Consider the following 22,055-nt stretch of genomic DNA (forward strand, 5'->3'; position numbering starts at 1 on the left):
TCAGAATTTAATAGTTTTACCGGTACGTACCGACTCCCGGGCTGCCTCCAGGATACGCACCACGATCACGTTGTTCTCCGGTGCATATAAGCCATAGGGAGGCATTTTCACCGTGCCATTCAATACATCGATCAGGTAACGGAAAGGATCTTCGTATACCCGTATATCCGTTGCTGTTATGCGACGAACGGTAGCCGGCGCGCGTTCATTATTGCGTTGTACCAGCGTATTTTTATCGGTCGCCAGGAGGTAGCCTTTATCACCGTATATTTCCATGTCTTTACGGCTGAAGGTCCAGTTCCAGGACGCCTGTATGGTACATTGCATATCCCCGTAGTCAACCAGGATAGTGGCATCGTCTTCCACTTTAGGATATACCTGCGGTTTGTAATGCCGGGCCACCGCGGTAACGGAAACGGGCAAACGATTCTTCACCAGGTAAGTCATCTGGTTGGCACCGTAGCAGCCAAAGTCCATGAGCGCGCCACCGCCATTCAGCACCGGGTCGGTGAGCCAGGCAAGGAACTCCGGGCCGCAGCCTATTTCTTTGGGTCCCTGGTGCCCATCGTTGATGGTTACCTTCCTGATCTTTCCGGCGAAACTGCTGTCTTCTATCAACTGGAAGGTTTTGGCAACAGATGGATACCAGCTGGTTTCATAGTCGGTGAGCAGGTATACCCCATATCTGTGTGCCAGGGAGTCCATATACACGGCATCCGCTACGGTGGTGGCCAGCGGCTTTTCTACCATGATATGTATATGCCGGGGCGCTGCCGCCTCCACCACTTCCCGATGGGCTTTAATAGACCCAAATGCCAGTACCGCGGCCGGTTTTACCGCATCCAGCATTTCCGCCAGGTTCGTATAAAAGATATTTTCCGGTAGATGGTATTGCTTTGCGCGCAATTTTGCGACGGCAACATCCGGTTCGTAAATACCTGCTATCTGGATATCTCCTTTATCAGGGCGGCCCAGGATGAAACCCGCATGGCCGTGCGATACGCCGGCTATGGCGACCCGTAATGACTGCGACCAGGTTATTAGCCCCGCCAGCAGCAACAGGAAAGTGATGAAAACTATACGCATACTGCTTTTATTTATGCAACAGGTACGGCTGTACGGCCTTTTCCCATATTGCGTATCCTTTTTTGTTCATATGCAACATATCATCCAGGAATAGTTCTTTACGCGGCTGCCCGGATTTATCGAGCATTTTGGGATAGATATCTATAAAAACGGTATGTTTTTCCTTTGCCAGGAAATTCTTGATCAGCGCATTGGTCTGCTTTGCCTTCTCTAAAAATGCCGCCCGGGAAGGACTGGGCTTAATAGAAATATAAATGATGGGAATGGCCGGCAGTTTAGCCCGGATAGTGCCATACAGCTGCTGAAAGCGTACCAGCATAGTATCGGCGGTAACGCTGGCGTGTGGCAAATCATTTTCTCCCACATAAATCACGATCTGCCGGGGCGCATACGGAAAAATAATGTCATTGGCGTAATAAGTGATGTCGTTGGTTTCAGCCCCGCCAACGCCCCTGTTCATCACTACATAGCTGCTGAAATTTCGTTCCAGGTCATCCCATTTGCGGATGGAAGAACTGCCTACAAACAAAATAGGATGCGGCGCCGGTGCATACATTTTATCAAAATCCCGGATCGTATGAATATCCTTTTCAAATCGCAGCGGCGACTGTGCAAACAGGCTGACGCTCGCATACATACAGGCCAGGCAGAGCAGCAATAAATTTTTCCTCATAACAATTAAATTAACCCCAAGCCGTTAAGATAAAAGAAATATATTTATTTCGGAATAGTCAACGATATGAATACCAATCCTGTCAACTTAGCCGTACGTTTCTTACTGGAAATTATTATGTTAGTGATACTGGGCTCCTGGGGCTGGCAAATGGGCGCCGATAGCTGGCTGCGATATGTGCTGGCGTTGGGATTTCCGCTTAGCGCAGCTACCCTCTGGGGCGTCTTCCGTATTCCTAATGATCCGAAAGAAGCGCCCGTAGCTATTCCCGGACAAGCAAGATTACTGTTGGAATGGATATTATTCGGGTTGGCCGTATGGGGACTCCGCGTAATGGAACATCCCCAGTGGAGCATCATCCTGGCCGCTGTGGTAGCCATTCATTACATTGTATCCTACGACAGAACCTGGGACATGTTGCGTAACAAGCCCTATAACGGCTTTGCAGAGAGAAAATAAATAAGGTCTGGTTAAAAATACCACACCGCTTCCGGGTCTACAGCTACCTGCACGGTAGCCCCCTTCTTCAGCCCGGCATTGGCCGTTTTAATGGTAACAATTTCATTACCCAACGCAACTTCGGCCTCTAGGAAGCTGCCATAAAAACTAAGTTCCTTCACTTTACCGGGAATCGCGTCTTTTTTGGTACGTACTACTTTAAAGTCCTCCGGCCGGATAAAAATATGCTTACCATTACGGGTAATACCGGGGAGTCCTTCCAGTACGTCGGCCTTAGCGGGTGCGATCAGGTTGTATTTCCCAAACAATCCCGCTACATACTCGCTAACCGGTTGGTTATAAATTTCCCGGGGGGTACCCCGTTGTACAATTTCTCCATCTTTCATCACCAGGATCTGGTCGGCCCAGGGCAATATATCCATTGGATCGTGCGAAATCAACATACAGGTAATACCCAGTCTTTCGCTGATATCGCTGATCACATTCTTTAGGATACTTTTATGGATCATGTCGAGGTTGGAATAAGGCTCATCCAGCAAAAACAGGCGTGGTGCGCCTATCAGCAACCGGGCCATTGCAATACGCTGCTTCTCTCCGCCCGACAGTTGATCAGTCTTTCTTTTCAACAGGTGGCTGATCCTGCACACCTCGTATACTTCGTTGGCTGATTCTTCCGTGAGCTTATTGGCATACGACAGAATTTCCTCTACGCGGTAATTATTTCTCAATTCAAAATGCTGCGACAGGTACGCTGTACCCGGATGTCCCGGAATAAGCACCTCCAGGGCGCCCCTCACCCGCTTTCCTTCAAACATGACCGTCCCTTCATCGGCCTGTCCCATGCCTCCTGCAATTTTCATCAGGGAGCTCTTTCCGGAACCTGTTTCTCCGGCAATCACTACCTTCTGAAACTGGTGTTGTGTAAAGCTGACATTCTTTAAAATATACGCGCCGTGCTGTTGTTTGCTGATATTGGAGACTTCAAGAAAATTCATTCGCGCAAGTTAGTAAAACTTGCCGGAAAGGGGAAGCAAAAAGCGCATAACTATTGAAGTAAGCACGCAGGTAACCAAAGTAATACTATTGATAACCAGGTTAATGTAACCATTAAAACATAAAGCCCTTTCTGCATACAGAAGGGGCTTTATGTTAGTTAGATATACGAATAGTGTTAGTCTCTCCAGGCATTGCGCAGGAAACGCAGCCAGTTACCATGCATCACGTTTTCAATATCTGTAGCGTTATACCCTCTTTTCGACAATAAGGCGGGAAGTGTTTGCAGATCTGCAATGGTTTCCAGGTCATAAGGACATTGCTCTTTACCAAAGGCGCCATCCAGGTCGGAACCAATACCGATATGCAGGGCATTGCCTGCGATCTGGCAGATATGATCCATATGGTCTATCATTTTTTCAAGATTGCAATGCATATCCTTCGGAGTAGATTTTCCGCGCACCCAGCCAGGTACCATCATCCAGGCATCCAATGCGCCGCCGATCACAGCTCCTTTTTGTACCAGTACCCGGATCATATCGTCGCTGAACTGCCGGTTGTGATCCACCAGTGTACGGCAATTATTATGACTCGCCCATACAGGACCACTAAACAATTCCATGGCATCCCAGAAGGCATCGTCGCATAAGTGAGTAGCATCGAGTATCATGCCCAGTCGCGCTATTTCTCTTATTAACTGCCTACCGCGCTCATTTAAATGTCCTGTAGCATCGGTGCCGTTGGCATAACGTCCGGGCCCATAGTGAGCAGGACCTATAGCGCGCAGCCCTTTATTATAGGCACGTTCCAGGTATTTTATATCAACAATGGAATCGGCGCCTTCGAGACTAAGAATATAGCCTATCGGCTTCTTATCGTTGGGTGTACCGTCATTCCAGTGCAGCAGGTGTTGCTCCAATCCTTTCCGGTCTTTGATCATCACCATTTCCCCTGCATCTTCCATGGCTTTATACCAGGCGAGTTGGCCCTGGGTTTGCGCCCATGCCTGCTCAGGGGAATGCCAGCCCGGGAGCGGATTATCCGGCGCTACGAAGCGGCCTATTTGCGTGGCCACCACCAATCCGATATTTCCCTTTCTCAACTCAGGGAAAGCCACTACGCCGTTAGCGCGGTCCGGCTTATCGCTCAGTCCCGCCTCTCTTTCCCGGATAGCGGCTACTGGTTGTTGCAGATCCCTGTTCCATTCCAGCGCATTCATGCTAAGATCCAGGTGTGCGTCTATCGTAAACATACTTATTTCCTTTAGTTAGCCTAGTATAGTTCAAATAAAGCTTCTATTTCCACCGGGATATTATCGGGCAGGGAGCCAAAACCAACCGCACTTCTAACGCCTATCCCATTTTCCTCTCCCCAGACGGCTGCAAATAATTCGCTGCACCCATTGATAATATAGGGATGCCGCTCAAAGCTGGGCGTACAATTTACCATTCCCAATACTTTAATCACCCGCTTCACCTTATCCAGACTGCCTATGTGCGTTTTAATAGTAGATAACATCGTTAACCCCACTTGTCTGGCGGCCAGCTTACCAGCTTCTATGTCCAACCCGTCTCCTATCCGGCCAATGATGAGTGACTTATCATTCTGTACAGGCCCATGACCCGATAGATAAAGATATTTACCATCTACAAGGCAGGGCTTATAAACACCCAGGGGCGTAGGCGCAGGCGGCAATATCAGTCCCAGCGCCGCAAATTTTTCTTCTGCACGATTATTTTCCATAGTTGCTGTTTTATGATCTTTATATTTATATAACCTGTTTTTCCGGAGAAGACATGCAATACCATCCCAGTCAATATCAATCTACCTGTCAATTCTGGCCAAGATAACATCGTATTTTAATACTTCAGTTAAAAAATTCTCTAATCCACTAAAAGTCGATATCACTTACGCAAAGTGGGTGTAAGATGCCCTACCTCGCTTATCACTCCCGTATTTTAACAACTTTTTAATTAGATTTTTCTATGTTCATCCAGGTCCGCCCCCGATCTTTTAAATCCGCAACCAACACAACATCGGTCACTTTTTACGCATTTCCCATAGTTATGGCAGTTGCGTGGCAAATACCCTTCTCCGGGGGTTAAACTTTTTTATGGCATAATTGTCGAATAGAAAGGATAAAGAGTTGTCATATCATGAAAAACATTATCATCGCCTTGATGCTCACCAGTACAGCATTAGCTGCCACCGCACCGGTGGCGCAGGCACAGGTAAGCGTGGGAATTTCCATCCGGTTAGCGCCCCCGCTGTTACCCGTATACACCCAGCCTCCTTGTCCGGTTGACGGATATCTCTGGACACCGGGGTATTGGGCATACGGGCCCGATGGTTACTACTGGGTACCGGGTGCCTGGGTAATGCCTCCGGCCATTGGTTTACTTTGGACGCCGGGATATTGGGGTTGTATAGGTGGTATCTATAGCTGGCATGCCGGCTACTGGGGTCACCGGGTAGGATACTATGGTGGCGTTAACTATGGATGCGGATATTTTGGTTCCGGATTCTATGGCGGCGGCTGGGCAGGTAATGTATATCGTTATAACACGGCTTATACCAATGTAAACACCACGATTGTTCGTAATACTTACATTAACAACACCGTCATTAATAACCGGACTGTCATTAATAATCGTAGCAGCTACAATGGCCCCGGCGGTATAACCGCCCGCCCTACACGTACTGACCAGCTAGCCATGAGGGATCGACACATACAGGCTACTCCTACACAGCTTTCCAATCAACGGGTAGCGAGCGGGAACCGTGATATGCTGGCTTCTGTAAACAATGGTCGTCCTGCTAATGCAGTGATACGTCCTGACCAGGGCAATCGTGTAAGTGGCAATCGTAATGCAGCGCGGCCTTCGGTTCGACAGGGATTAACCAACCAGGGTGGTTCCAGTACCAGACAGGGCAGTACCCAGCCTGGAGGCAACAACATCCGGCAGGGGTTTGCCGACAGGGGCAATAACAATATGCGCCCGGGCGGTAATATCAGGCAGGGAACTACACAGCCTGGAAACAACGTAAGACAAGGATTTACCCGATCAGATAATAATGTAAGACAGGGCTATAATCAACCCGGCAATAACGCAAGACAGGGATTTACGCGACCAGACAATAATGTGAGACAAGGATTTACCGGTCAGCGCAACGCTCCTTCCTATAATCCAGCCCGACAGGGATTCAATAATTCGGGCGGCGCCCGTCCAGGTTACAACGGTGGACAGGGTCGTATGATGGCACAACAGCAACCCCACTTTTCACAGCAGATGCCACGTGGTGGCGGCGGTCGTGAATTCGGCGGCGGCGGCGGTGGCCGTGTTGGAGGAGGTGGATTTGGTGGCGGCCGCGGTGGTGGCGGAGGACATGAAGGTGGCCGAGTACGGCATTAACACAATCAGCTCGTACAAATATTCCCTTTCATCCGGCATTATAAATGAAGCATCTCCTCTCAGAGATGCTTCTCTTTTTCCCTCGCCGAAAGGCTGGCATGGATGGATGAAAAGCGTTGCTGATCAGCAATTCCTTTTTTGATCAGCAACGCTTTTCTCAATCTTCCATAATATGACACTGGAAGCCATTTTCATTGACCAGCATCATTACTTTTTCCGGGTGAAAATTGTCTCCTTCCACCCTTAACACCTTGTCACAATCTTCCAGGTCGAAGTTAATCCTGCTACCCGGAAAGTTATTGTGCAACAGCGCTACCAATGCATTGGCAACGCCGCGGCGCTGCACATTGGTTTTAAATACTTCTACCATCGGTGTAAAATTTATTACATATACTTCATAGCCGGATAGCCCAGGAGTCGCCTCCACAAAGCAATCTGGCCAATACAATTGGCTTCCCTGTAAATGGTGAAAGTGACCATATCCCAGCAGGGAAAGCTCATTCCGGGAAATTCAATGATTTTATCGAGCCGCTCATCGGTGGCCTGCGCCAGCACTTCCCTGAAAACTGGTGTAATCCGTTCCCAGTCTTTCTGGTATACTTCCAGTGTGGGATAGGTAACGCCTTCTTTGATGCCCTGGTTGTGTGCAAAAAGCGCATCTCCGGTTGATTTCTCCTTTACGGTGGGATCTATTAAACCGGCTACATCAAACCGTTGCTGTACCAGCGAGCCTGCCAGCCAGGCGATGTGGTTGGCAGCCGTATCTAAACGTTTATAAGCATCTGCTTCCGCTATGCCTTCCAATACCCTGGGATAAAGCCCGGTTTGCAGATCGTACATGGCCAGAATGCCGAGCATTCTGTTACTAGCAGCTTTCATGTTGTTGTAATTTATGGTTTCAAACTATCTCTAAGGTAGCTGATAATTCCAGCCTGGAAGGATGTTGATTCAGTCAATCTTAGGGGCGTTTGCGACAAAAAAATCTTAAGTTTGGAAAGAGAATTTAAAATTGCCACCATATGCTGCAGATAGGTATCCTGCTAACCCGTCATTATAAATTACTGAGTCTGGCTGCTATCACGGACGTCCTCGACACCGTCAACAAAATTTACCAAAAAAGCGATCAGCCTGCTCCTTTTAAAGTGACGTTATTGTATACGCCCGACACCGCACATCTTACTTCCGCTTTTCCGGCCTACCCAGCTCAAACGCTGGCTGAAGCAGGTGTATTTAAATTATTGCTGGTTCCTTCATTTACAGCCGATGACCTATCGCAGGTACTGGCAGAAAACGAGGCATGGCTTCCCTGGTTGCGGCAGCAATATAAAAAGGGAGCAGAGCTGGCCAGTTTCTGCACCGGCGCATTTTTGCTGGCCGCTACCGGATTGCTCGATGGTAAAATAGCCACTACCCACGTAGATGCCTGCAAAGAGTTTACCCGTGCATTTCCGCGGGTAAACCTGCTATCAGATAAAACAGTTACGCATGATGCCGGTATTTATACCAGCGGAGGCGCCACCTCTACTTTTCACTTGTTGTTACATTTACTGGAAATACATTGTGGGATTGAAGTGGCGGTAAGAACGGCCAAGATTTTTGCTATCGATATGGGCCGCGATAAACAATCCTATTTCAGCACCTTCCAGCCTACACGCAACCACCACGACGACCTGGTAGCCACTGCCCAGCTAAAAATTGAAACCTGTTACCAGGAAGCCGGTACTATCGAGGAAATGATCAAAGACATTCCATCCAGTCGCCGCAATATTGTGAGAAGGTTTAAACAGGTAACCGGTGTTACTCCTATCGAATACCTGCAACTCACCCGCATAGAAGCTGCCAAAAAACTGCTGGAACAAACCGGTCAGCAAATGACCGAAATCATTTACAACTCCGGTTACAACGATCCCAAGGCATTCAGAAAGGTATTCCGCAAAACCGTGGGAATGACGCCTTCTGAATACCGGGAAAAGTTCAATGCAGTAAGATAGATCAGGGTCTATCCCAGAATGGAGCGGGTTCAATTCCTAAAGCGCGGAGGTATACGTACCCTTGTCCGCGGTGGTGAATTTCGTTATCGATCACATATAGCAGGATGCTGCTAACGGTGCCATCGTATTGATTAAACGCTTTAATCTGCTGCTGAAATCTGTCCAGCGTTATGCGGGGCCAGTAGTCATTGAGGGCGTCCGTAACAGCGTCCCACAGGGCCAGCAAGCCTGCTTTGGTGGTGGGTTTAGTATCAATCTTATCGCCCAGTAACGCTGCGTTATCCAGCCATTCGCCGGTTACAAAGCCATGTACGCTGGGAACTGCCATGCCAATCATTTCCATGGCCAGCGCACCGAATGAACGCATGCCGCCGATGCTGAAGTCGAAGAGCTTATCTTCCGGGAAGCCTTCAATAATACGGCGTGTCAGTCCACGATGGCCCTGCCAGTGTTTCAGCAGCTGTTCTGGGGTAATGATCACAGCGGTAGTGGGGGCGGTAGCAGTCAGTGTGTTGTTTTCCATAAGTCTGTATTTTTTTAAGTCTGTATTTTTTCGTTTACAATACAAAGTAAAAAAGGGCATGTGACAACGGTATGTCAGCAGCCCTTAAAAAAGTTGAAATTTTTTTTTCAATCGTTACTCCCAGCCAAAATACGACTTTGCATTGTTATAACAGACATCCTGTACCATACTGCCTACCAGCTGAAAATCTGCCGGTATTTCCCCTTTTTCCATTTCATCGCCGAGCAGGTCGCAGAGCAGCCGGCGGAAGTATTCATGACGGGGATAGGAAAGAAAGCTACGGGAATCGGTAAGCATGCCTACAAACCGGGAAATAAGCCCCATATTGGACAAGGCATTCATTTGCCGGATCATCCCTTCCTTTTGATCGAGAAACCACCAGGCAGCGCCAAACTGGATTTTCCCGGCTACCGACCCATCATTAAAATTGCCCGTCATAGTAGCCATCAATTCATTGTCGGCCGGATTCAGGTTGTAAATAATGGTTTTGGCCAGTTTATCCTGGCTATCCAGCTTATCGAGAAATTTAGATAAGGCCCGTGCCTGGGAAAAATCACCGATGGAATCCCAGCCGGTATCCGGCCCCAGCGCGCGCATCATACGGGAGTTGTTATTCCGCAAGGCTCCCAGGTGATATTGCTGTACCCATCCTTTTTCCCAATCCATGATGGCCAGCTCCAGCAACAGGGCCGATTTGAACTGCCGGATTGCTGTAACAGAGAGCGCCTGGCCGCTGCGCACTTTTGCGAAAATCTGCCTGATTTCACTTTCCCGGAAGTCCTCTGCGTACATTTCCTCTATGCCATGATCGGATACCTTGCAGCCCTGGCCGGCAAAGTAATCGTGGCGATTTTTCAATGCCTGCAACAAGTCATCGTAGGTGCTGATACTTATACCGGCAGCCTGTTCCAATTGTTGCAGGTATTGATTATAAACAAGTGGATCGTCTGCCGCCATGGCTTTGTCGGGCCGGAAGGCCGGCGCCACGGGTATTTCGAAGCCCTCCTTTTTCAGGTGACGGTGATGAGACAGGTCATCAACGGGGTCATCGGTAGTACAGATCAGCGCCACGTTCCTGCTGCGGAGTAAGCCACGCACACTGTATTCGGGGGTTTGTAACAAGGCATTACAGGTATGATAAATCCGTTCGGCCGTGTCGTCATGCAGCAGTTCCGATACATTAAAATACCGCTGCAATTCCAGGTGTGTCCAGTGATAGAGGGGGTTACGCAATGTTTTAGGCACCGTAGCTGCCCATTTTTCAAACTTCTCCCAATCTGTTTTATTACCGGTACAATAGCTTTCCGGTACCCCATTGGTACGCATTGCCCGCCATTTGTAATGATCTCCGTATAGCCATGCCTGTGTGATGTTGTCGAAACGGGTATCTGCCGCTATCTGGGCGGGTGGCAGATGGCAGTGGTAATCGATAATGGGCATATCCCGGGCATAGTCATGATACAATCTTTCCGCTGCCTTACTATTCAGGAGGAAATTTTCATCCATGAATTTCTTTCTCATCAACAATAAATTTTAAGCATTACAATGACACTCCTCTTTTCCAGGGAATAAAATCATCCTGTCCGTTGACGACGGATTTCGCAATGGCTGCGCCACTGGCTACCTGTATAACGTAGTCGAGTATACGTTCGCCAGCGGCGGCAATGGTTTCCGTGCCATCGATGATAGTGCCGGTATTGATATCTATAATATCCTGCATGCGCTCATAGAGCCTGGTATTACTCGACAGTTTTATTACCGGTGCAATGGGATTGCCGGTGGGTGTACCCAGGCCTGTAGTGAACAGCACTATATTGGCGCCACTACCCACTTCCGCTGTGGTAGACTCTACATCGTTCCCTGGCGTGCAAAGCAGGTTGAGTCCTGGTTGCTGCACCTTTTCGGGGTAGTCGAGCACGGCGGACACCGGGGAGGTACCTCCTTTTTTAGCCGCGCCGGCCGACTTAATTGCATCTGTAATGAGTCCATCTTTAATATTTCCGGGAGAAGGATTCATATCAAATCCAGAGCCTGCCACTTCCGCGCGTTGCTGGTACGTTCTCATGAGCTGAATGAAGCGGGTAGCATCTTCCATATCAGTACAGCGATCGCTCATCTCCTGTTCCACGCCACATAGTTCAGGGAATTCCGCCAATATCACGGAGCCGCCCAGCGCCACTAATAAATCGGACGTATAGCCAATAGCCGGGTTAGCGGAAATGCCGGAGAATCCGTCGGAACCGCCGCATTCCAGTCCTATGCATAGTTTACTCAGCGGAGCAGGCCGACGGGTGCAGCGGTTGGCTTCCATCAATCCGGCAAATGTTTGCCGGATAGCCTGGCTGATCAAGACACTTTCGGCGCCAGTTTGTTGTTGATCTAAGATGTACAACGGTTTTGTAAAATGCGGGTCCCGTTTCCGGATTTCTTCCTGTAACATGCTCACCTGGGCATTCTGGCAACCCAGGCTTAATACCGTAGCTCCGGCTACGTTGGCGTGTGTAATATAGCCTGCCAACAGGCCACAGAGCGACTGTGCATCCTGCCGGATGCCGCCGCAACCACCATCATGGGAGAGAAATTTAATGCCGTCTACATTTTCAAATATCCTGGCAGGGCCAGCGGCGGTTGTATCTTCTGCATAGATGGTTTCCAGTATTTGGGTGGCATTGGCGCCGGCTTTTTGCTGCGCTATCAGCGAGCGCGTAAAGGCGGCATACTTATCTGGCCGGCTATAGCCCAGCTCTCCCAGCAGCGCTTCTTTCAGCACTTCCACATTCCTGTTTTCGCAAAATACCAGTGGTATCACCAGCCAGTAATTGGCCGTACCCACGCTCCCATCCGCCCTGTGGTAGCCCATGAAAGTTTTTTGCTGCCAGCGGGTAATATCAGGCGCTGTCCAGGCGGTTTTGCGCTGATCAGACAACGCATAGCTACCTGCTGCATGGTGTACGTTTTCCACGGCAATCCTGCTGCCAACGGGAATAGGCTGCTTTGCCCTCCCTACCAGTACGCCGTACATTGTAATGGCATCCTCCTTATCGAATGCCGTGGCAGCGAATTTATGTTTGGCAGGAATGGGCTCCGTCAACGTATAGCTGGCACCGTTATACTGCACGACTTCGTGCTGCGACAGGTCCTGCAAAGCTACTAGTACGTTGTCGTCAGGGTGTACCTTTAATACTTTCTGTTTCATGTACTGTTCTTGAAATATTTATGACAAAGTGATTTCTGTTGCAACATGTTCGAGATAGATCATGGCCCCCTTTTGTTCCAACTGCTGTAACATGGCGGTCACCGCCTGTGTAAAACCAGGAATGGCAGCCAGATCCCGGCCCCATATCTGCTCGTTGCCAAGGGTATTTTTTACCACCTCAGCGGGCGTGGCGTTTTCCCAGGCGTGCTGGTATAAAGTGGCAAATTCATCAGTGATGCTATATGATGCCCCTCCCCGCATAAACAGCAGGTGTGCAGCGAAGCCCAGTGAAATCAATGCCGGTACGTGTCCGGTTCGTTCGTAGTATTGTAATAGCACCGGCAGCACCCGCATCTTCATTTTGGAGGTATATTGACTGCAAATACTCAACCAGCGGTGTTCTATATAAGGATTGCGGAAGCGATCCAATACGGCATAGGCAAAGCGTATGGCCGCATCGCTACGTATATGCCTGTCTGTTATAGCCGGGATAATTTCATGCATCATGAGTCCCTCCATATAAGCTGCCATGGGCTCACTACTCATCGCTGCCTTCACCGTATCTAATCCTGCCAGGAAAGCCAGTCCGCAGCTCAGGGTATGTGTGGCGTTGAGCAGTCGCAGCTTAAGTTCGCGGAACACGTTGATATCCGGTGAAAGCACAAAGCCTGCATCTACTGCGCTAAAAGGTAACCTTGCTTTCACAATCTCCTGGTCTGTTTCAATGGCCCAGAGCCGGTACACTTCTGTCATGATCAGCAGCTCATCTTCATAGTCGGCAGCTATATCGGCTGCGCCGGGCACAATACAATCTACCAGGGAGTTGCAACAATAGTTATGTTGGGTAAGCCATTGTATAAATGCCGGTTCCAGCTGGTTAAACAACGCCAACTGTTCCAGGATACCAGCCAGTTTGCCGCCATTGTCCGGGATCAGCTCTGTGGGTATGATCACCATTCCCTTATCTGGATCTCCCTTAAAATGTTGGTAACGCTGGTACAAAAATGCCAGCAGTTTGGCGGGAAACGAGGCGGGAGGCGATTGGCGGATGTCCTCTTCTACATATACAATTCCTACTTCTGTGGTATTAGATATTACCAGTTGCATATCCGGGTTAGCTGCGCAATCCAGTATCTCCTGCCATTGCGAGGTGGCTGTCAACACCCGGCTGATGGCAGCATTGATAACATCTTCTGACACTTGGTGTCCTCCTGCTATGCCACGGATGCATTGCGTAAACAAGCCGTCCTGCTCCGCAAAGGCTTTGATATCACCCTGTGCCGTGGATTTTACCATTACAATGCGGCCATTGAATACGCCCTGTTTGTTAGCTTTGTTGATAAAGAAATCGGGCAGTCCCCGTAACAGGACGCCGGTGCCAAACTGCAATACCTTTTCCGGTAGTGCCCACCAGTCGCCTACGGGCAGCTGCCGGTTCGCTTTTTCCGGTAATGCGGGCAATGTTTTTCGAGATAGTTTCATACACTTTTATTTGTCGATCATTTCCATTTCATTGGCGGCTAACAGGTAGGCCCCTACGCCTTTTGGATCGTTGTCGATCACCTTTTCGCTGAGATAATATGCGTAGCTGCCATCCCGGTAGGGCTCTCCGCCCAGTCCTGCTACACTGACAGTTCCGCCCAGGGTGATATCGTTATCCTGATTTTTCCTGATAAACTGTTGCAGGATACCTGCATACCCGTTTACGGCCACCTGCCGATAAGTTGCCGGGAGATATCCCAATCGCACACCTTTCGCCAACGCATATACGAACATACAGGAGGCGGAAGCTTCCACATAATTCCCCTCTTTGCCGCCTTTGTCGAGCACCTGGAACCAGCAGCCCGTACGCTTATCCTGGTATTGTTTAACAGCAACAGCTGTACGGCGCAGGATCGCTATCAGGCTGTCCTTGCCGGGGTCGTTAGCCGGGTAATACTCCAGCGCATCTACAAGCGCCATGGCATACCAGCCCATGGCCCTGCCCCAGAAATTGGGCGACTGCCCGGTTATTTTATTGGCCCAACGCTGTTCTTTCGATTCATCCCAGGCATGGTATAGCAAACCGGTATTGGCATCCCGGGCATGTTGCTCCATCAGCACAAACTGGCGGGTAATATCCCGGAAGGCGGCACTATCTTTTGCCAGCGAGGCATATTCTGCATAGAAGGGTTCGCCCATGTAAAGGCCGTCCAGCCACATTTGCCAGGGGTAGCGCTGTTTATGCCAAAACCCACCGTCTTTGGTGCGGGGTTGTTCTGCTAATTGTTTGCGCAGCTGATCAGCTGCCAGCTTGTATTTGGTATCGCGTGTGGCTTTGAACAAGGTAAGTAGCACCCGTCCGTTCTTAACGTTATCGATGTTATAATCTTTTAAACGGTACGTACGGATATTTCCCTGTTGATCTACAAAGAAGTCCATGCTCTGCTGTATATACCGGAAGTACTTTTGGTTGCCGGTGCGTTTCCATAAAGCGGTGAAGCCTTCCAGTACTACTCCCTGGTCGTAGGTCCATTTTACGGGTGTGCCGGGGTGCAGTACCAGTGAGTCTTTCCAGATACGCATAACGGTGGCGGCCATGCCGGCAGCGCCGGTTTGCGCCTGTATGGCAATGGCGGAGAGCAGAAGCCATCCGGCAAAGAAACATTTCTTAAAAAGCATGATCACTGGTTGAATTGGTTTTGGTATCCCGGTAGCGGCAGTTACCGGTGCTGATGTTTTTCGTGTTGCGTGTATGCATGGGCGGGGTACCGGACGAAGTAACGAGATAAACATTATCAAAACGAATCCCCGTAGCTTCCAGGCAGTCAATACCAGCTGTTGCCGTTATCACCAGGTTGCGCAGCCATATATTGCTGACCGGCATTTCCGGTAACCCGCGGATAAATACCGCCTTTTTGGCGCCATGGCATACTACGTTATTGATATAAAAATTACGGAATACAGGAGTGCCCTCTGTTACCTGCACAGTTTCTACTTTGGGGGCCTCCCGCTGCTCCCCGGCCAGTGGCACCGGGTCTTTGGCGGCATAATACATATCGAACAGGATGGCTTCTCCCGGGATATCTTTCATGTTAATGTTGGCTGCATAGATATTTTCCACGGTGCCACCGCGGCCACGGGCCGTTTTAAACCGCAGACCAATATCAGTGCCCAGGAAGGAGCAATCCGACACATAAATATTTCTTGCACCACCAGACATTTCACTGCCTATTACAAAACCGCCATGGGCATGATATACAGTACAATGATGCACAATCACATTTTCCGTAGGCTTACCACGTTTACGTCCCTGCTCATCCCTGCCGGATTTAATACAAATGCCGTCATCTCCTACATCAAAGGTGCAATCCATGATTTGCGCACTATTGCAGGACTCCAGGTCGATCCCGTCGCCATTCTGCGCGTACCAGGGATTTTTCGCATATACGCCCCGCAGCGTAATATTTTCGCATAGCAAAGGATGCAGGCACCAGGCGGGAGAGTTTTGGAATGTAACGCCTTCCAATAATACACTCTTACAAGACGTGATGCTGATCATGTTGGGACGCAGGAAGTCTTTGATGGCGGCATAATCCGAAAGCTGGCTACCAGGCTTAATAACACCGGCCTGGCTGGTTTTAGAGCCCAGGTAAGAGGAACGGGAAGGATACCAGGTCACACTGTCTTCCGCTACCATCCCACCGGAAGCTGCCAGTCTTTCCCATTGTGTTTCGGTCAGCTTCGCCTTTTTTACAATGCGCCAGGCATCGCCGCCGCCGTCGAGGATCCCACTACCGGTAATGGCTATATTTTCAAGCCCCGTACCCGACACCGGAGGTTGACAGCGCATGGCCACCAGGCCTTCATAAGTGGTACTGACCAGCGGGTACTGATCAAAATCGGTGGTAAACTGCAATACCGCATTGGCCGCGAGGTGCAAGTTCACATTGCTCTTCAGTTCCAGGGGACCAGTAAGCCATAGCCCGGAAGGTATTAACACCACCCCTCCTCCTTGGCTGCTGCAGGTAGTAATGGCATCGTTGATACTTTTGCTGTTGAGTGTTATCCCATCTGCTTTGGCGCCGAAAGCCCGTATATCAAAGGTATCTTTTCTAAAATGCGGCTCATAGATCACAGGAAGCTCATACCTGTATTTGCCTTCAAAAGGTGTGGGCGCCAGGTACGTTGCTAATCCTATTTTTTTCTGATCAATTTCTGCAGCCACCAACGCCGCTATCTTCGCCGCGCCATAGGCCGTAAAATGGGTATTATCTGTGACGCCCTGTGACAGTATGCGATAGTGACCGGCAGGTATGTTCCGGAACATCTTCTCAGTAGCAGCTTCTCCTTCTTTCTTCAATAATGCTTCGCTGCTTTGCTGCAGGTCTATCAGCGGCACCTGCATGGCTGCGGCTACGGCCCTCACTACCGCCGGGTATTCGCCATGGGTATCCTGTAAAACACCTTTTATAAATTGCCGGCGTACCACAGGGGTTATCAACACCGGGTAAGCTCCTCTGGAGCGGGTTTCGTTGACAAAGCGTTCCAGGTTCGTCTTATAAGCGCCCTGTGGCGCTGCATAACGTGTGGTGTCACTGATTTTGGCGTCGTTATGTCCAAACTGTATCATTACCCAATCGCCTGCTTTCAGTTGTGCCAGCACACTATCCCAGCGATGTTCTGTAATAAAGCTTTTGGTACTGCGACCATTCATGGCATAGTTTTTCACCTGCACGCCGGGGACTAACAGTTGTGGAAACAATTGTCCCCAGCCCCTTTCAGGATTATCTTCCAGTGGTTTATCGGCCATCGTGGAATCTCCGACCAGGAATACAACGGGTTTGGGACTGGCCGGCGCCAGTCCCAATAATGACCATAACAATAATTGAATATACCTCATCGCTTCTTTACTTAGTTATACTTGTCGTTTTGTTTAAACTCTCCCTTGTTGCTCACTGCGTCTATCTGGTCTTGCGGAATCGGGCGCAACATATGGTATGACTGGAAGTACTGATTGGCATCCGGGTTATGCAGCGCAATGCGGGTAGCCAGCTTCCCGGTGCGTTTCAGGTCGAACCAGCGGAGCTGTTCGCCCGCCAGCTCCCTGGCTCTTTCGTCGAGCAGGAAATCGATGCTGATATCTGCCGCAGTAACCTGCATGGCGGCTTCATGCCCGGGGATAGCAGCGCGCTTGCGCAGCACGTTGATGTAGTCGGCGGCTTTAGCACCATTCCCCAGGTTGAACTGCGCTTCTGCCGCCACCAGATACATTTCAGCGAGACGAATAATAAATACATCGCGCGCACTTTGTTCTTCATTGATAGATGCCCGTGTGGGATCATCAAATTTTTGCAGGGATACATAGTGGGTCCGGTCTTTACCGCCACCATTGGTGCTGTATACCGCGTTACGGTCGTACACCCGGTAAGGGAGCATGGTGCTGATCACTTTCTTGCTGCACAGCACCGCTGTATCGCCGAGCTTCACGCCGGCGGGAGCGGTTTTAAGGTTGTTGCAATACCACACCTGTTTGAAGGAGGCTTCGTAGCGGGCATCCGCTGTTTCATCAAAAAGGTTGAGCAGGAAAAGCGTAGGCATGTAACGGTTAAAGGGGCGCTGATTGAGGATGTCGCGCTGCATACCGGGCAAATCATCATACTTCATGGCAAACATCAGGTGACCATTGTTGGCGCCTCGGGAATGCCCGTTGGGGAACAACGTAGCATCGGCGCGGTCGTCGAACACCAGGTTCTTCATGTAATTTACTGCCCAGATCACTTCTTTGTTTTGCAGGTTATCCATCCGCCAGAGATCTGCATACTTAGCCAGCAAGGTATAGCCGTAATTCTTAATCACTTTGTCGGCCAGGTCGGCCGCCTGTTGATTTTTGCCCCTGGTCAGGCACATCCTTGCCAGAAAGGCTTCTGCAGCGGGTTTGGTTACACGGCCGTAATCGGAGGTCGTTACCGGCAAATCGTTTACCGCCACGTCGAGGTCGCGGAATATCTGTGCATAAAACGTATCTGCCGGTGTACGGTTAGCGGTGGTGATCACACCGGAAGTTTCTGTTAACGTGAAGTGTACCGGCCCCCAGGTTTCCACGATATGCCAATAGTAAAATGCGCGGAGAAAGTGCAGTTCTGCGTTGCGTATCTTCTGCCTGTCGGCCGTCAGACCAGCTTTATCAATACGGCCAATACCAGTATTACAAAGATTGATGGCTGCATACAACTGTTTCCACAACACACTCATCACACTATTGCTGGCCTGGAGGTTGTTATAGTTGGTGATATCTGGATACTTATCGCCGGTACCGCTGGTCCATATATCTGTTCCCATTTCCGAGATGCTGTAGCCTTCTTCTTTTCCATACCACCAACGGTTGTACGTATAAGCGGCATTCACCAGGCTTTCGAATCCTTCAGGGGTGGAAAAAACCGCATCAGTAGTGGTACCACCGGGATTGAACTCGTCCAGTTGTTTATTGCAGGCAGTCATCGCAGCGACTGTAAGGATGCCTATCACCAGGTATTTATGAATGCTTGTTTTCATAACAGATTTTTTAAACATTAAAACTCAACATTGATTCCGGCCACATACATTTTGGTGAGCGGGTTACTCAGGTCGCCTCCTCTTTCCGGGTCATAGTCTTTTACTTTACTGAAGGTGAAAAGGTTTTTACCGGTAACGTATACACGTAAATTACTCAGGTGCAGCGAGTGCAGGGCCTGTGCGGGGAACGTATATCCCAGGGAGAGGTTACGGACCTTTACAAAAGAGCCATCTTTGTATCCCAATGTTTTAATAAAGGGCGTACCATCTTTGGAAAGGCTCGCATTAGGTCTTGGATAATCATTAGATGGATTCTCCGGCGTCCAGTAGTTCACGGGGGCGCTGTTTTCCAATCCCTGCGGATCGTATTTGGCAGCATATTCCGAGTTGATCCACTGGCCGATGCGGGCGAATATGTATATGTTGAGATCAAAATTTTTGTACCGCAGGTCGTTGTTAAATCCACCGCTCCATTTAGGCACCTGGGCTCCCAGGATCACCCTGTCGGAGGTATTGATAACGCCTTTGCCGTCCTGGTCTTTCACTTTGATATCCCCGGGCTTATAGCCATATTTCGCCGCTTCATCAGCCTCAGATGTTTGCCAGATACCGACTTTTTGGTAGTCGTAGTACACCTTTACCGGGTACCCGATGAACCAGCCATTGGCCACATCGTTGGCGCCGCCGTCGGTCAGCGCTACAATTTCTTCTTTGTTACGGGAATACACGATGTTGGATGTCCAGCGGAAATTGGCAGTAGAAATATTGGTAGTATTAATACCGACTTCTAAGCCCCTATTGCGGGTTTTACCTACGTTCTGAATCACATTGCTTACGCCGGAAGAAGTAGGCAGGGTACGTTGCAGCAGCAGGTCCTTTGTTTTGGTATCATAATAATCGATGCTTCCTGTGATCCTGTTGGCGATAATACCGAAGTCGATACCTATATTTTTGGTGGCCGACAACTCCCATTTCAGGCCTTTGTTGCCGGTTTGATCACCAATTGTATAAGCTACTGCGGCATTGGTATCATCATAGGAGAAAGGAATTTTCACCAGGTAGCTGGCGGTGGAATATGGGTCCACGGCGTCGTTGCCTGCGATACCATAGCTAACTCTCAGTTTCAGGTCGCTGAAGAATGTCTGCGATTTCATGAACGTTTCATCGCTGATGCGCCAGGCGCCGGCTACCGACGGGAAGAACGCCCATTTATTACCCGGCGACAGCTTGGAGGATCCGTCTGAGCGACCGGTAAGCGACAAGAGGTATTTGCCTTTATAGGCGTAGTTGAGGCGACCGGTGAAAGAGATCAGTTTACTGGATTGATACATGCTGCGAATAGCGATGCCACTCACGTTATTCTGCATAGCGTAGTACAATTGTGATGGCAGCAGTTGTCCTTCTCCCTGCATCAGGGAGGAATCGCGCTGATCTGACAGCAAGCTGGCCACACCTGTTACGCCAAAGGAATGATCGCCTATAGTTTTATTGTAGGTGAGTACGTTTTCCCAGCTCAGGTAGCGACGGGTGCTGCCGTTTAACTGGGAACGGGAAGTAGAGGCGGTGGACCGGTCAATAGAGCTTTTCGATGCAAATACACCCTGCTTCGCATTTTCCAGGGTAACGCCAAAGTTGGAGCGGAACAGCACCCCCTTCAATGGAGCGATTTCTACATAGGCGTTTACAAAGGTGCGGGTAGTGCGGGTACTATTTTCATAAGCGTTGGGTTGCTCATCTGCCAGCGGATTGATGGCAGAACCACTGTTAGGGAATAATACCAGCTTGCCGGCAGAATCGTATGGAAGACCCAGGGGAATATATTTGTTGGCCTGATTCAAAGGATCGCGGCGGGCGCTTTGCTCGTAGTAGGTAATCTGGCTTTGCGCACCTACCTTGATGGCGTCGTTGATCGTTTGATCAATATTTAAACGGGCCGAATAACGATTGAGGACATCGAGTTTCAATAGCCCCTTCTCTTTAAAATAATCGAAGGAGAAATAGACCTTTGTTTTTTCTGATCCTCCGGAGATGCCCGCCTGGTAGTCCTGTTGCAGGCCATTATGCAATAACAGGTCGGCGTAGTTGGTCCATAAGTTATTTTTAATTTCATCCAGCTCAAAGGCGTTGAATATTTTAGGATCATCGGCTACGCTGGCCCAACGGCCGGTAGTGCGGTTGGCTTCTCTCTTCAGGGCTGTATATTCCTGTCCATTGCTCAGGCGGGGATAGCCATTTACCTCCGCGATACCCGCATAGGAGCTGATATTCACGTTGGGCTTTCCGCTGGCACCTCTTTTTGTGGTGACCATGATGACGCCGTTAGCGCCACGGGAGCCGTATATAGCTGTAGAAGAGGCGTCTTTAAGCACTTCCATAGACTGGATATCGTTCGGATTAATATCCTGTATATTTTCGTACTGCACGCCATCAACGATGTAGAGGGGACCGTTGCTGGCTTTGATAGAGCGATTGCCTCTTACCGTTACGTTTACCTTAGCTCCTGCGGCGCCGCTGCTGCGGGTGATATCCACTCCTGGCAACTTTCCCTGTACTGATTCCATGACGTTGGTGGAGGGCACTTTTTTCAATTCCTCTCCTTTTACCGACACCACGGCGCCTGTCAAATCTCTTTTCTTCACCATCCCATATCCCACTACCACAATTTCATCTAGCTTTTTATTGTTGGATTCCATTTTTATTGTCATGTTGACATCATCTGCCAGCATAGTAACAGGCGCATAGCCTATATAGCTAAATAATAAGGTAGTTTTTCCTCCGGCGGATACCTGCAGGGAAAAATTTCCTTTGTTATCTGTTTGGGTTCCACTGGTTGTTCCTTTCATCTGGACACTCACCAGCGGGAGTGGTTCTCCGGAAGCGGCATCAGTCACCCGTCCTTTTACGGTGCGTGTCTGTGCAATTGCCCAGCTGCTAAAACCCAGTAACAGCAAGCAAAAAAGGTAAATTGTTTTCATAACGTTAGGCGTGAATTTATTTGGCAAATAAAGGTTGTGCTACTTAATCGTATTTATTTAGCGTGGCGATTCATTGGTTGAAAAAAGAATCTGAAACCGGTATTGTGTGATTACAATTCTACTGAACTTATTACTATCGGTGAAGTTTATTTACGCAATCGTTCCCGGAAAAATCACTACATTCACCATCTGAAAAAAAACGCCGGAAACCA

At 49.4% G+C, this 22,055-nt stretch carries 18 protein-coding genes; 3 read left to right on the forward strand and 15 right to left on the reverse strand.

The window, feature by feature from the left end; genetic code table 11:
• The gene (locus FHW36_RS18070) at nt 1-1,086 is read right to left on the reverse strand and encodes a Gfo/Idh/MocA family protein (RefSeq protein ID WP_145670975.1); all 1,086 of its coding nucleotides are present in this window, start codon (nt 1,084-1,086) and stop codon (nt 1-3) included.
• Between the two features lie 7 nt (nt 1,087-1,093).
• Nucleotides 1,094-1,759, reverse strand: a complete 666-nt coding sequence (locus FHW36_RS18075; RefSeq protein ID WP_145670976.1) for a GDSL-type esterase/lipase family protein — start codon at nt 1,757-1,759, stop codon at nt 1,094-1,096.
• 66 nt (nt 1,760-1,825) lie between these two features.
• Between FHW36_RS18075 and FHW36_RS18080 the strand changes: the two genes are divergently transcribed.
• Nucleotides 1,826-2,218, forward strand: a complete 393-nt coding sequence (locus FHW36_RS18080) for a YrdB family protein (protein ID WP_145670977.1) — start codon at nt 1,826-1,828, stop codon at nt 2,216-2,218.
• 11 nt (nt 2,219-2,229) lie between these two features.
• Here the strand turns inward: FHW36_RS18080 and FHW36_RS18085 are convergent, their stop codons facing one another.
• The 3 genes from FHW36_RS18085 to FHW36_RS18095 all read right to left on the reverse strand — a co-directional run bounded on the left by FHW36_RS18085 (nt 2,230) and on the right by FHW36_RS18095 (nt 4,954).
• Complete coding sequence (locus FHW36_RS18085; protein WP_145670978.1) at nt 2,230-3,213, reverse strand: ABC transporter ATP-binding protein; 984 nt, start codon at nt 3,211-3,213, stop codon at nt 2,230-2,232.
• 176 nt (nt 3,214-3,389) lie between these two features.
• Complete coding sequence (locus FHW36_RS18090) at nt 3,390-4,463, reverse strand: dipeptidase (protein ID WP_145670979.1); 1,074 nt, start codon at nt 4,461-4,463, stop codon at nt 3,390-3,392.
• Nucleotides 4,464-4,483: 20 nt separating this feature from the next.
• On the reverse strand, nt 4,484-4,954 hold the full coding sequence (locus tag FHW36_RS18095; RefSeq protein ID WP_145670980.1) for a RidA family protein: 471 nt from the start codon (nt 4,952-4,954) through the stop codon (nt 4,484-4,486).
• 413 nt (nt 4,955-5,367) lie between these two features.
• Here FHW36_RS18095 and FHW36_RS18100 point away from each other — a divergent pair, with 413 nt between their 5' ends.
• Nucleotides 5,368-6,624 (forward strand): YXWGXW repeat-containing protein, encoded by a 1,257-nt coding sequence (locus tag FHW36_RS18100; RefSeq protein ID WP_222429115.1) that lies wholly within the window; start codon nt 5,368-5,370, stop codon nt 6,622-6,624.
• Between the two features lie 157 nt (nt 6,625-6,781).
• On the opposite strand, the gene FHW36_RS18105 is transcribed toward FHW36_RS18100, so the two are convergent.
• Together FHW36_RS18105 and FHW36_RS18110 are read right to left on the reverse strand one after the other, a co-directional pair.
• Complete coding sequence (locus FHW36_RS18105; RefSeq protein ID WP_145670981.1) at nt 6,782-6,994, reverse strand: hypothetical protein; 213 nt, start codon at nt 6,992-6,994, stop codon at nt 6,782-6,784.
• 14 nt (nt 6,995-7,008) lie between these two features.
• Nucleotides 7,009-7,503, reverse strand: a complete 495-nt coding sequence (locus tag FHW36_RS18110) for a DinB family protein (protein WP_145670982.1) — start codon at nt 7,501-7,503, stop codon at nt 7,009-7,011.
• A gap of 140 nt (nt 7,504-7,643) precedes the next feature.
• Here FHW36_RS18110 and FHW36_RS18115 point away from each other — a divergent pair, with 140 nt between their 5' ends.
• Entirely contained in the window at nt 7,644-8,615 is a 972-nt protein-coding gene (locus FHW36_RS18115) for a GlxA family transcriptional regulator (protein ID WP_145670983.1), read from the forward strand.
• 1 nt (nt 8,616) lies between these two features.
• Here the strand turns inward: FHW36_RS18115 and FHW36_RS18120 are convergent, their stop codons facing one another.
• From FHW36_RS18120 to FHW36_RS18155, 8 genes are all read right to left on the reverse strand, one after another.
• Nucleotides 8,617-9,138, reverse strand: coding sequence for a DinB family protein (locus FHW36_RS18120; RefSeq protein ID WP_145670984.1), 522 nt, complete (start codon nt 9,136-9,138; stop codon nt 8,617-8,619).
• Nucleotides 9,139-9,252: 114 nt separating this feature from the next.
• Nucleotides 9,253-10,659 carry a glucuronate isomerase gene (gene uxaC / locus FHW36_RS18125; protein ID WP_145670985.1) on the reverse strand — a complete coding sequence of 469 codons (1,407 nt, stop codon included), beginning with the start codon at nt 10,657-10,659 and terminating at the stop codon, nt 9,253-9,255.
• A gap of 19 nt (nt 10,660-10,678) precedes the next feature.
• Nucleotides 10,679-12,334 (reverse strand): UxaA family hydrolase, encoded by a 1,656-nt coding sequence (locus FHW36_RS18130; RefSeq protein WP_145670986.1) that lies wholly within the window; start codon nt 12,332-12,334, stop codon nt 10,679-10,681.
• Between the two features lie 18 nt (nt 12,335-12,352).
• Nucleotides 12,353-13,816: a tagaturonate reductase gene (locus FHW36_RS18135; protein ID WP_145670987.1), complete on the reverse strand. Its 1,464-nt coding sequence runs from the start codon at nt 13,814-13,816 to the stop codon at nt 12,353-12,355.
• A 6-nt stretch (nt 13,817-13,822) separates the two neighbouring features.
• Nucleotides 13,823-14,995, reverse strand: coding sequence for a glycoside hydrolase family 88/105 protein (locus FHW36_RS18140; RefSeq protein WP_145670988.1), 1,173 nt, complete (start codon nt 14,993-14,995; stop codon nt 13,823-13,825).
• Nucleotides 14,985-17,216: a glycosyl hydrolase family 28 protein gene (locus FHW36_RS18145; protein WP_145670989.1), complete on the reverse strand. Its 2,232-nt coding sequence runs from the start codon at nt 17,214-17,216 to the stop codon at nt 14,985-14,987. The genes FHW36_RS18140 and FHW36_RS18145 overlap by 11 nt, the downstream gene beginning before the upstream one ends.
• An 11-nt stretch (nt 17,217-17,227) precedes the next feature.
• The gene (locus FHW36_RS18150; protein WP_145670990.1) at nt 17,228-18,868 is read right to left on the reverse strand and encodes a RagB/SusD family nutrient uptake outer membrane protein; all 1,641 of its coding nucleotides are present in this window, start codon (nt 18,866-18,868) and stop codon (nt 17,228-17,230) included.
• Nucleotides 18,869-18,885: 17 nt separating this feature from the next.
• Entirely contained in the window at nt 18,886-21,843 is a 2,958-nt protein-coding gene (locus FHW36_RS18155; RefSeq protein ID WP_145670991.1) for a SusC/RagA family TonB-linked outer membrane protein, read from the reverse strand.
• Between the last annotated feature and the right edge of the window lie 212 nt (nt 21,844-22,055).

This window comes from Chitinophaga polysaccharea, from assembly GCF_007829335.1.
GTDB classification, from domain to species: Bacteria; Bacteroidota; Bacteroidia; order Chitinophagales; family Chitinophagaceae; genus Chitinophaga; species Chitinophaga polysaccharea_B.

Coding starts and splice junctions, on each gene's coding strand:
- FHW36_RS18150 (WP_145670990.1), bottom strand. CDS start 18,868: ATGAAAACAAGCATTCATAAATACCTGGTGATAGGCATCCTTACAGTC.
- FHW36_RS18135 (WP_145670987.1), bottom strand. CDS start 13,816: ATGAAACTATCTCGAAAAACATTGCCCGCATTACCGGAAAAAGCGAAC.
- FHW36_RS18085 (WP_145670978.1), bottom strand. CDS start 3,213: ATGAATTTTCTTGAAGTCTCCAATATCAGCAAACAACAGCACGGCGCG.
- FHW36_RS18155 (WP_145670991.1), bottom strand. CDS start 21,843: ATGAAAACAATTTACCTTTTTTGCTTGCTGTTACTGGGTTTTAGCAGC.
- FHW36_RS18105 (WP_145670981.1), bottom strand. CDS start 6,994: ATGGTAGAAGTATTTAAAACCAATGTGCAGCGCCGCGGCGTTGCCAAT.
- uxaC (WP_145670985.1), bottom strand. CDS start 10,659: ATGAGAAAGAAATTCATGGATGAAAATTTCCTCCTGAATAGTAAGGCA.
- FHW36_RS18120 (WP_145670984.1), bottom strand. CDS start 9,138: ATGGAAAACAACACACTGACTGCTACCGCCCCCACTACCGCTGTGATC.
- FHW36_RS18095 (WP_145670980.1), bottom strand. CDS start 4,954: ATGGAAAATAATCGTGCAGAAGAAAAATTTGCGGCGCTGGGACTGATA.
- FHW36_RS18080 (WP_145670977.1), top strand. CDS start 1,826: ATGAATACCAATCCTGTCAACTTAGCCGTACGTTTCTTACTGGAAATT.
- FHW36_RS18070 (WP_145670975.1), bottom strand. CDS start 1,086: ATGCGTATAGTTTTCATCACTTTCCTGTTGCTGCTGGCGGGGCTAATA.
- FHW36_RS18100 (WP_222429115.1), top strand. CDS start 5,368: ATGAAAAACATTATCATCGCCTTGATGCTCACCAGTACAGCATTAGCT.
- FHW36_RS18145 (WP_145670989.1), bottom strand. CDS start 17,216: ATGAGGTATATTCAATTATTGTTATGGTCATTATTGGGACTGGCGCCG.
- FHW36_RS18115 (WP_145670983.1), top strand. CDS start 7,644: ATGCTGCAGATAGGTATCCTGCTAACCCGTCATTATAAATTACTGAGT.
- FHW36_RS18110 (WP_145670982.1), bottom strand. CDS start 7,503: ATGAAAGCTGCTAGTAACAGAATGCTCGGCATTCTGGCCATGTACGAT.
- FHW36_RS18075 (WP_145670976.1), bottom strand. CDS start 1,759: ATGAGGAAAAATTTATTGCTGCTCTGCCTGGCCTGTATGTATGCGAGC.
- FHW36_RS18140 (WP_145670988.1), bottom strand. CDS start 14,995: ATGCTTTTTAAGAAATGTTTCTTTGCCGGATGGCTTCTGCTCTCCGCC.
- FHW36_RS18090 (WP_145670979.1), bottom strand. CDS start 4,463: ATGTTTACGATAGACGCACACCTGGATCTTAGCATGAATGCGCTGGAA.
- FHW36_RS18130 (WP_145670986.1), bottom strand. CDS start 12,334: ATGAAACAGAAAGTATTAAAGGTACACCCTGACGACAACGTACTAGTA.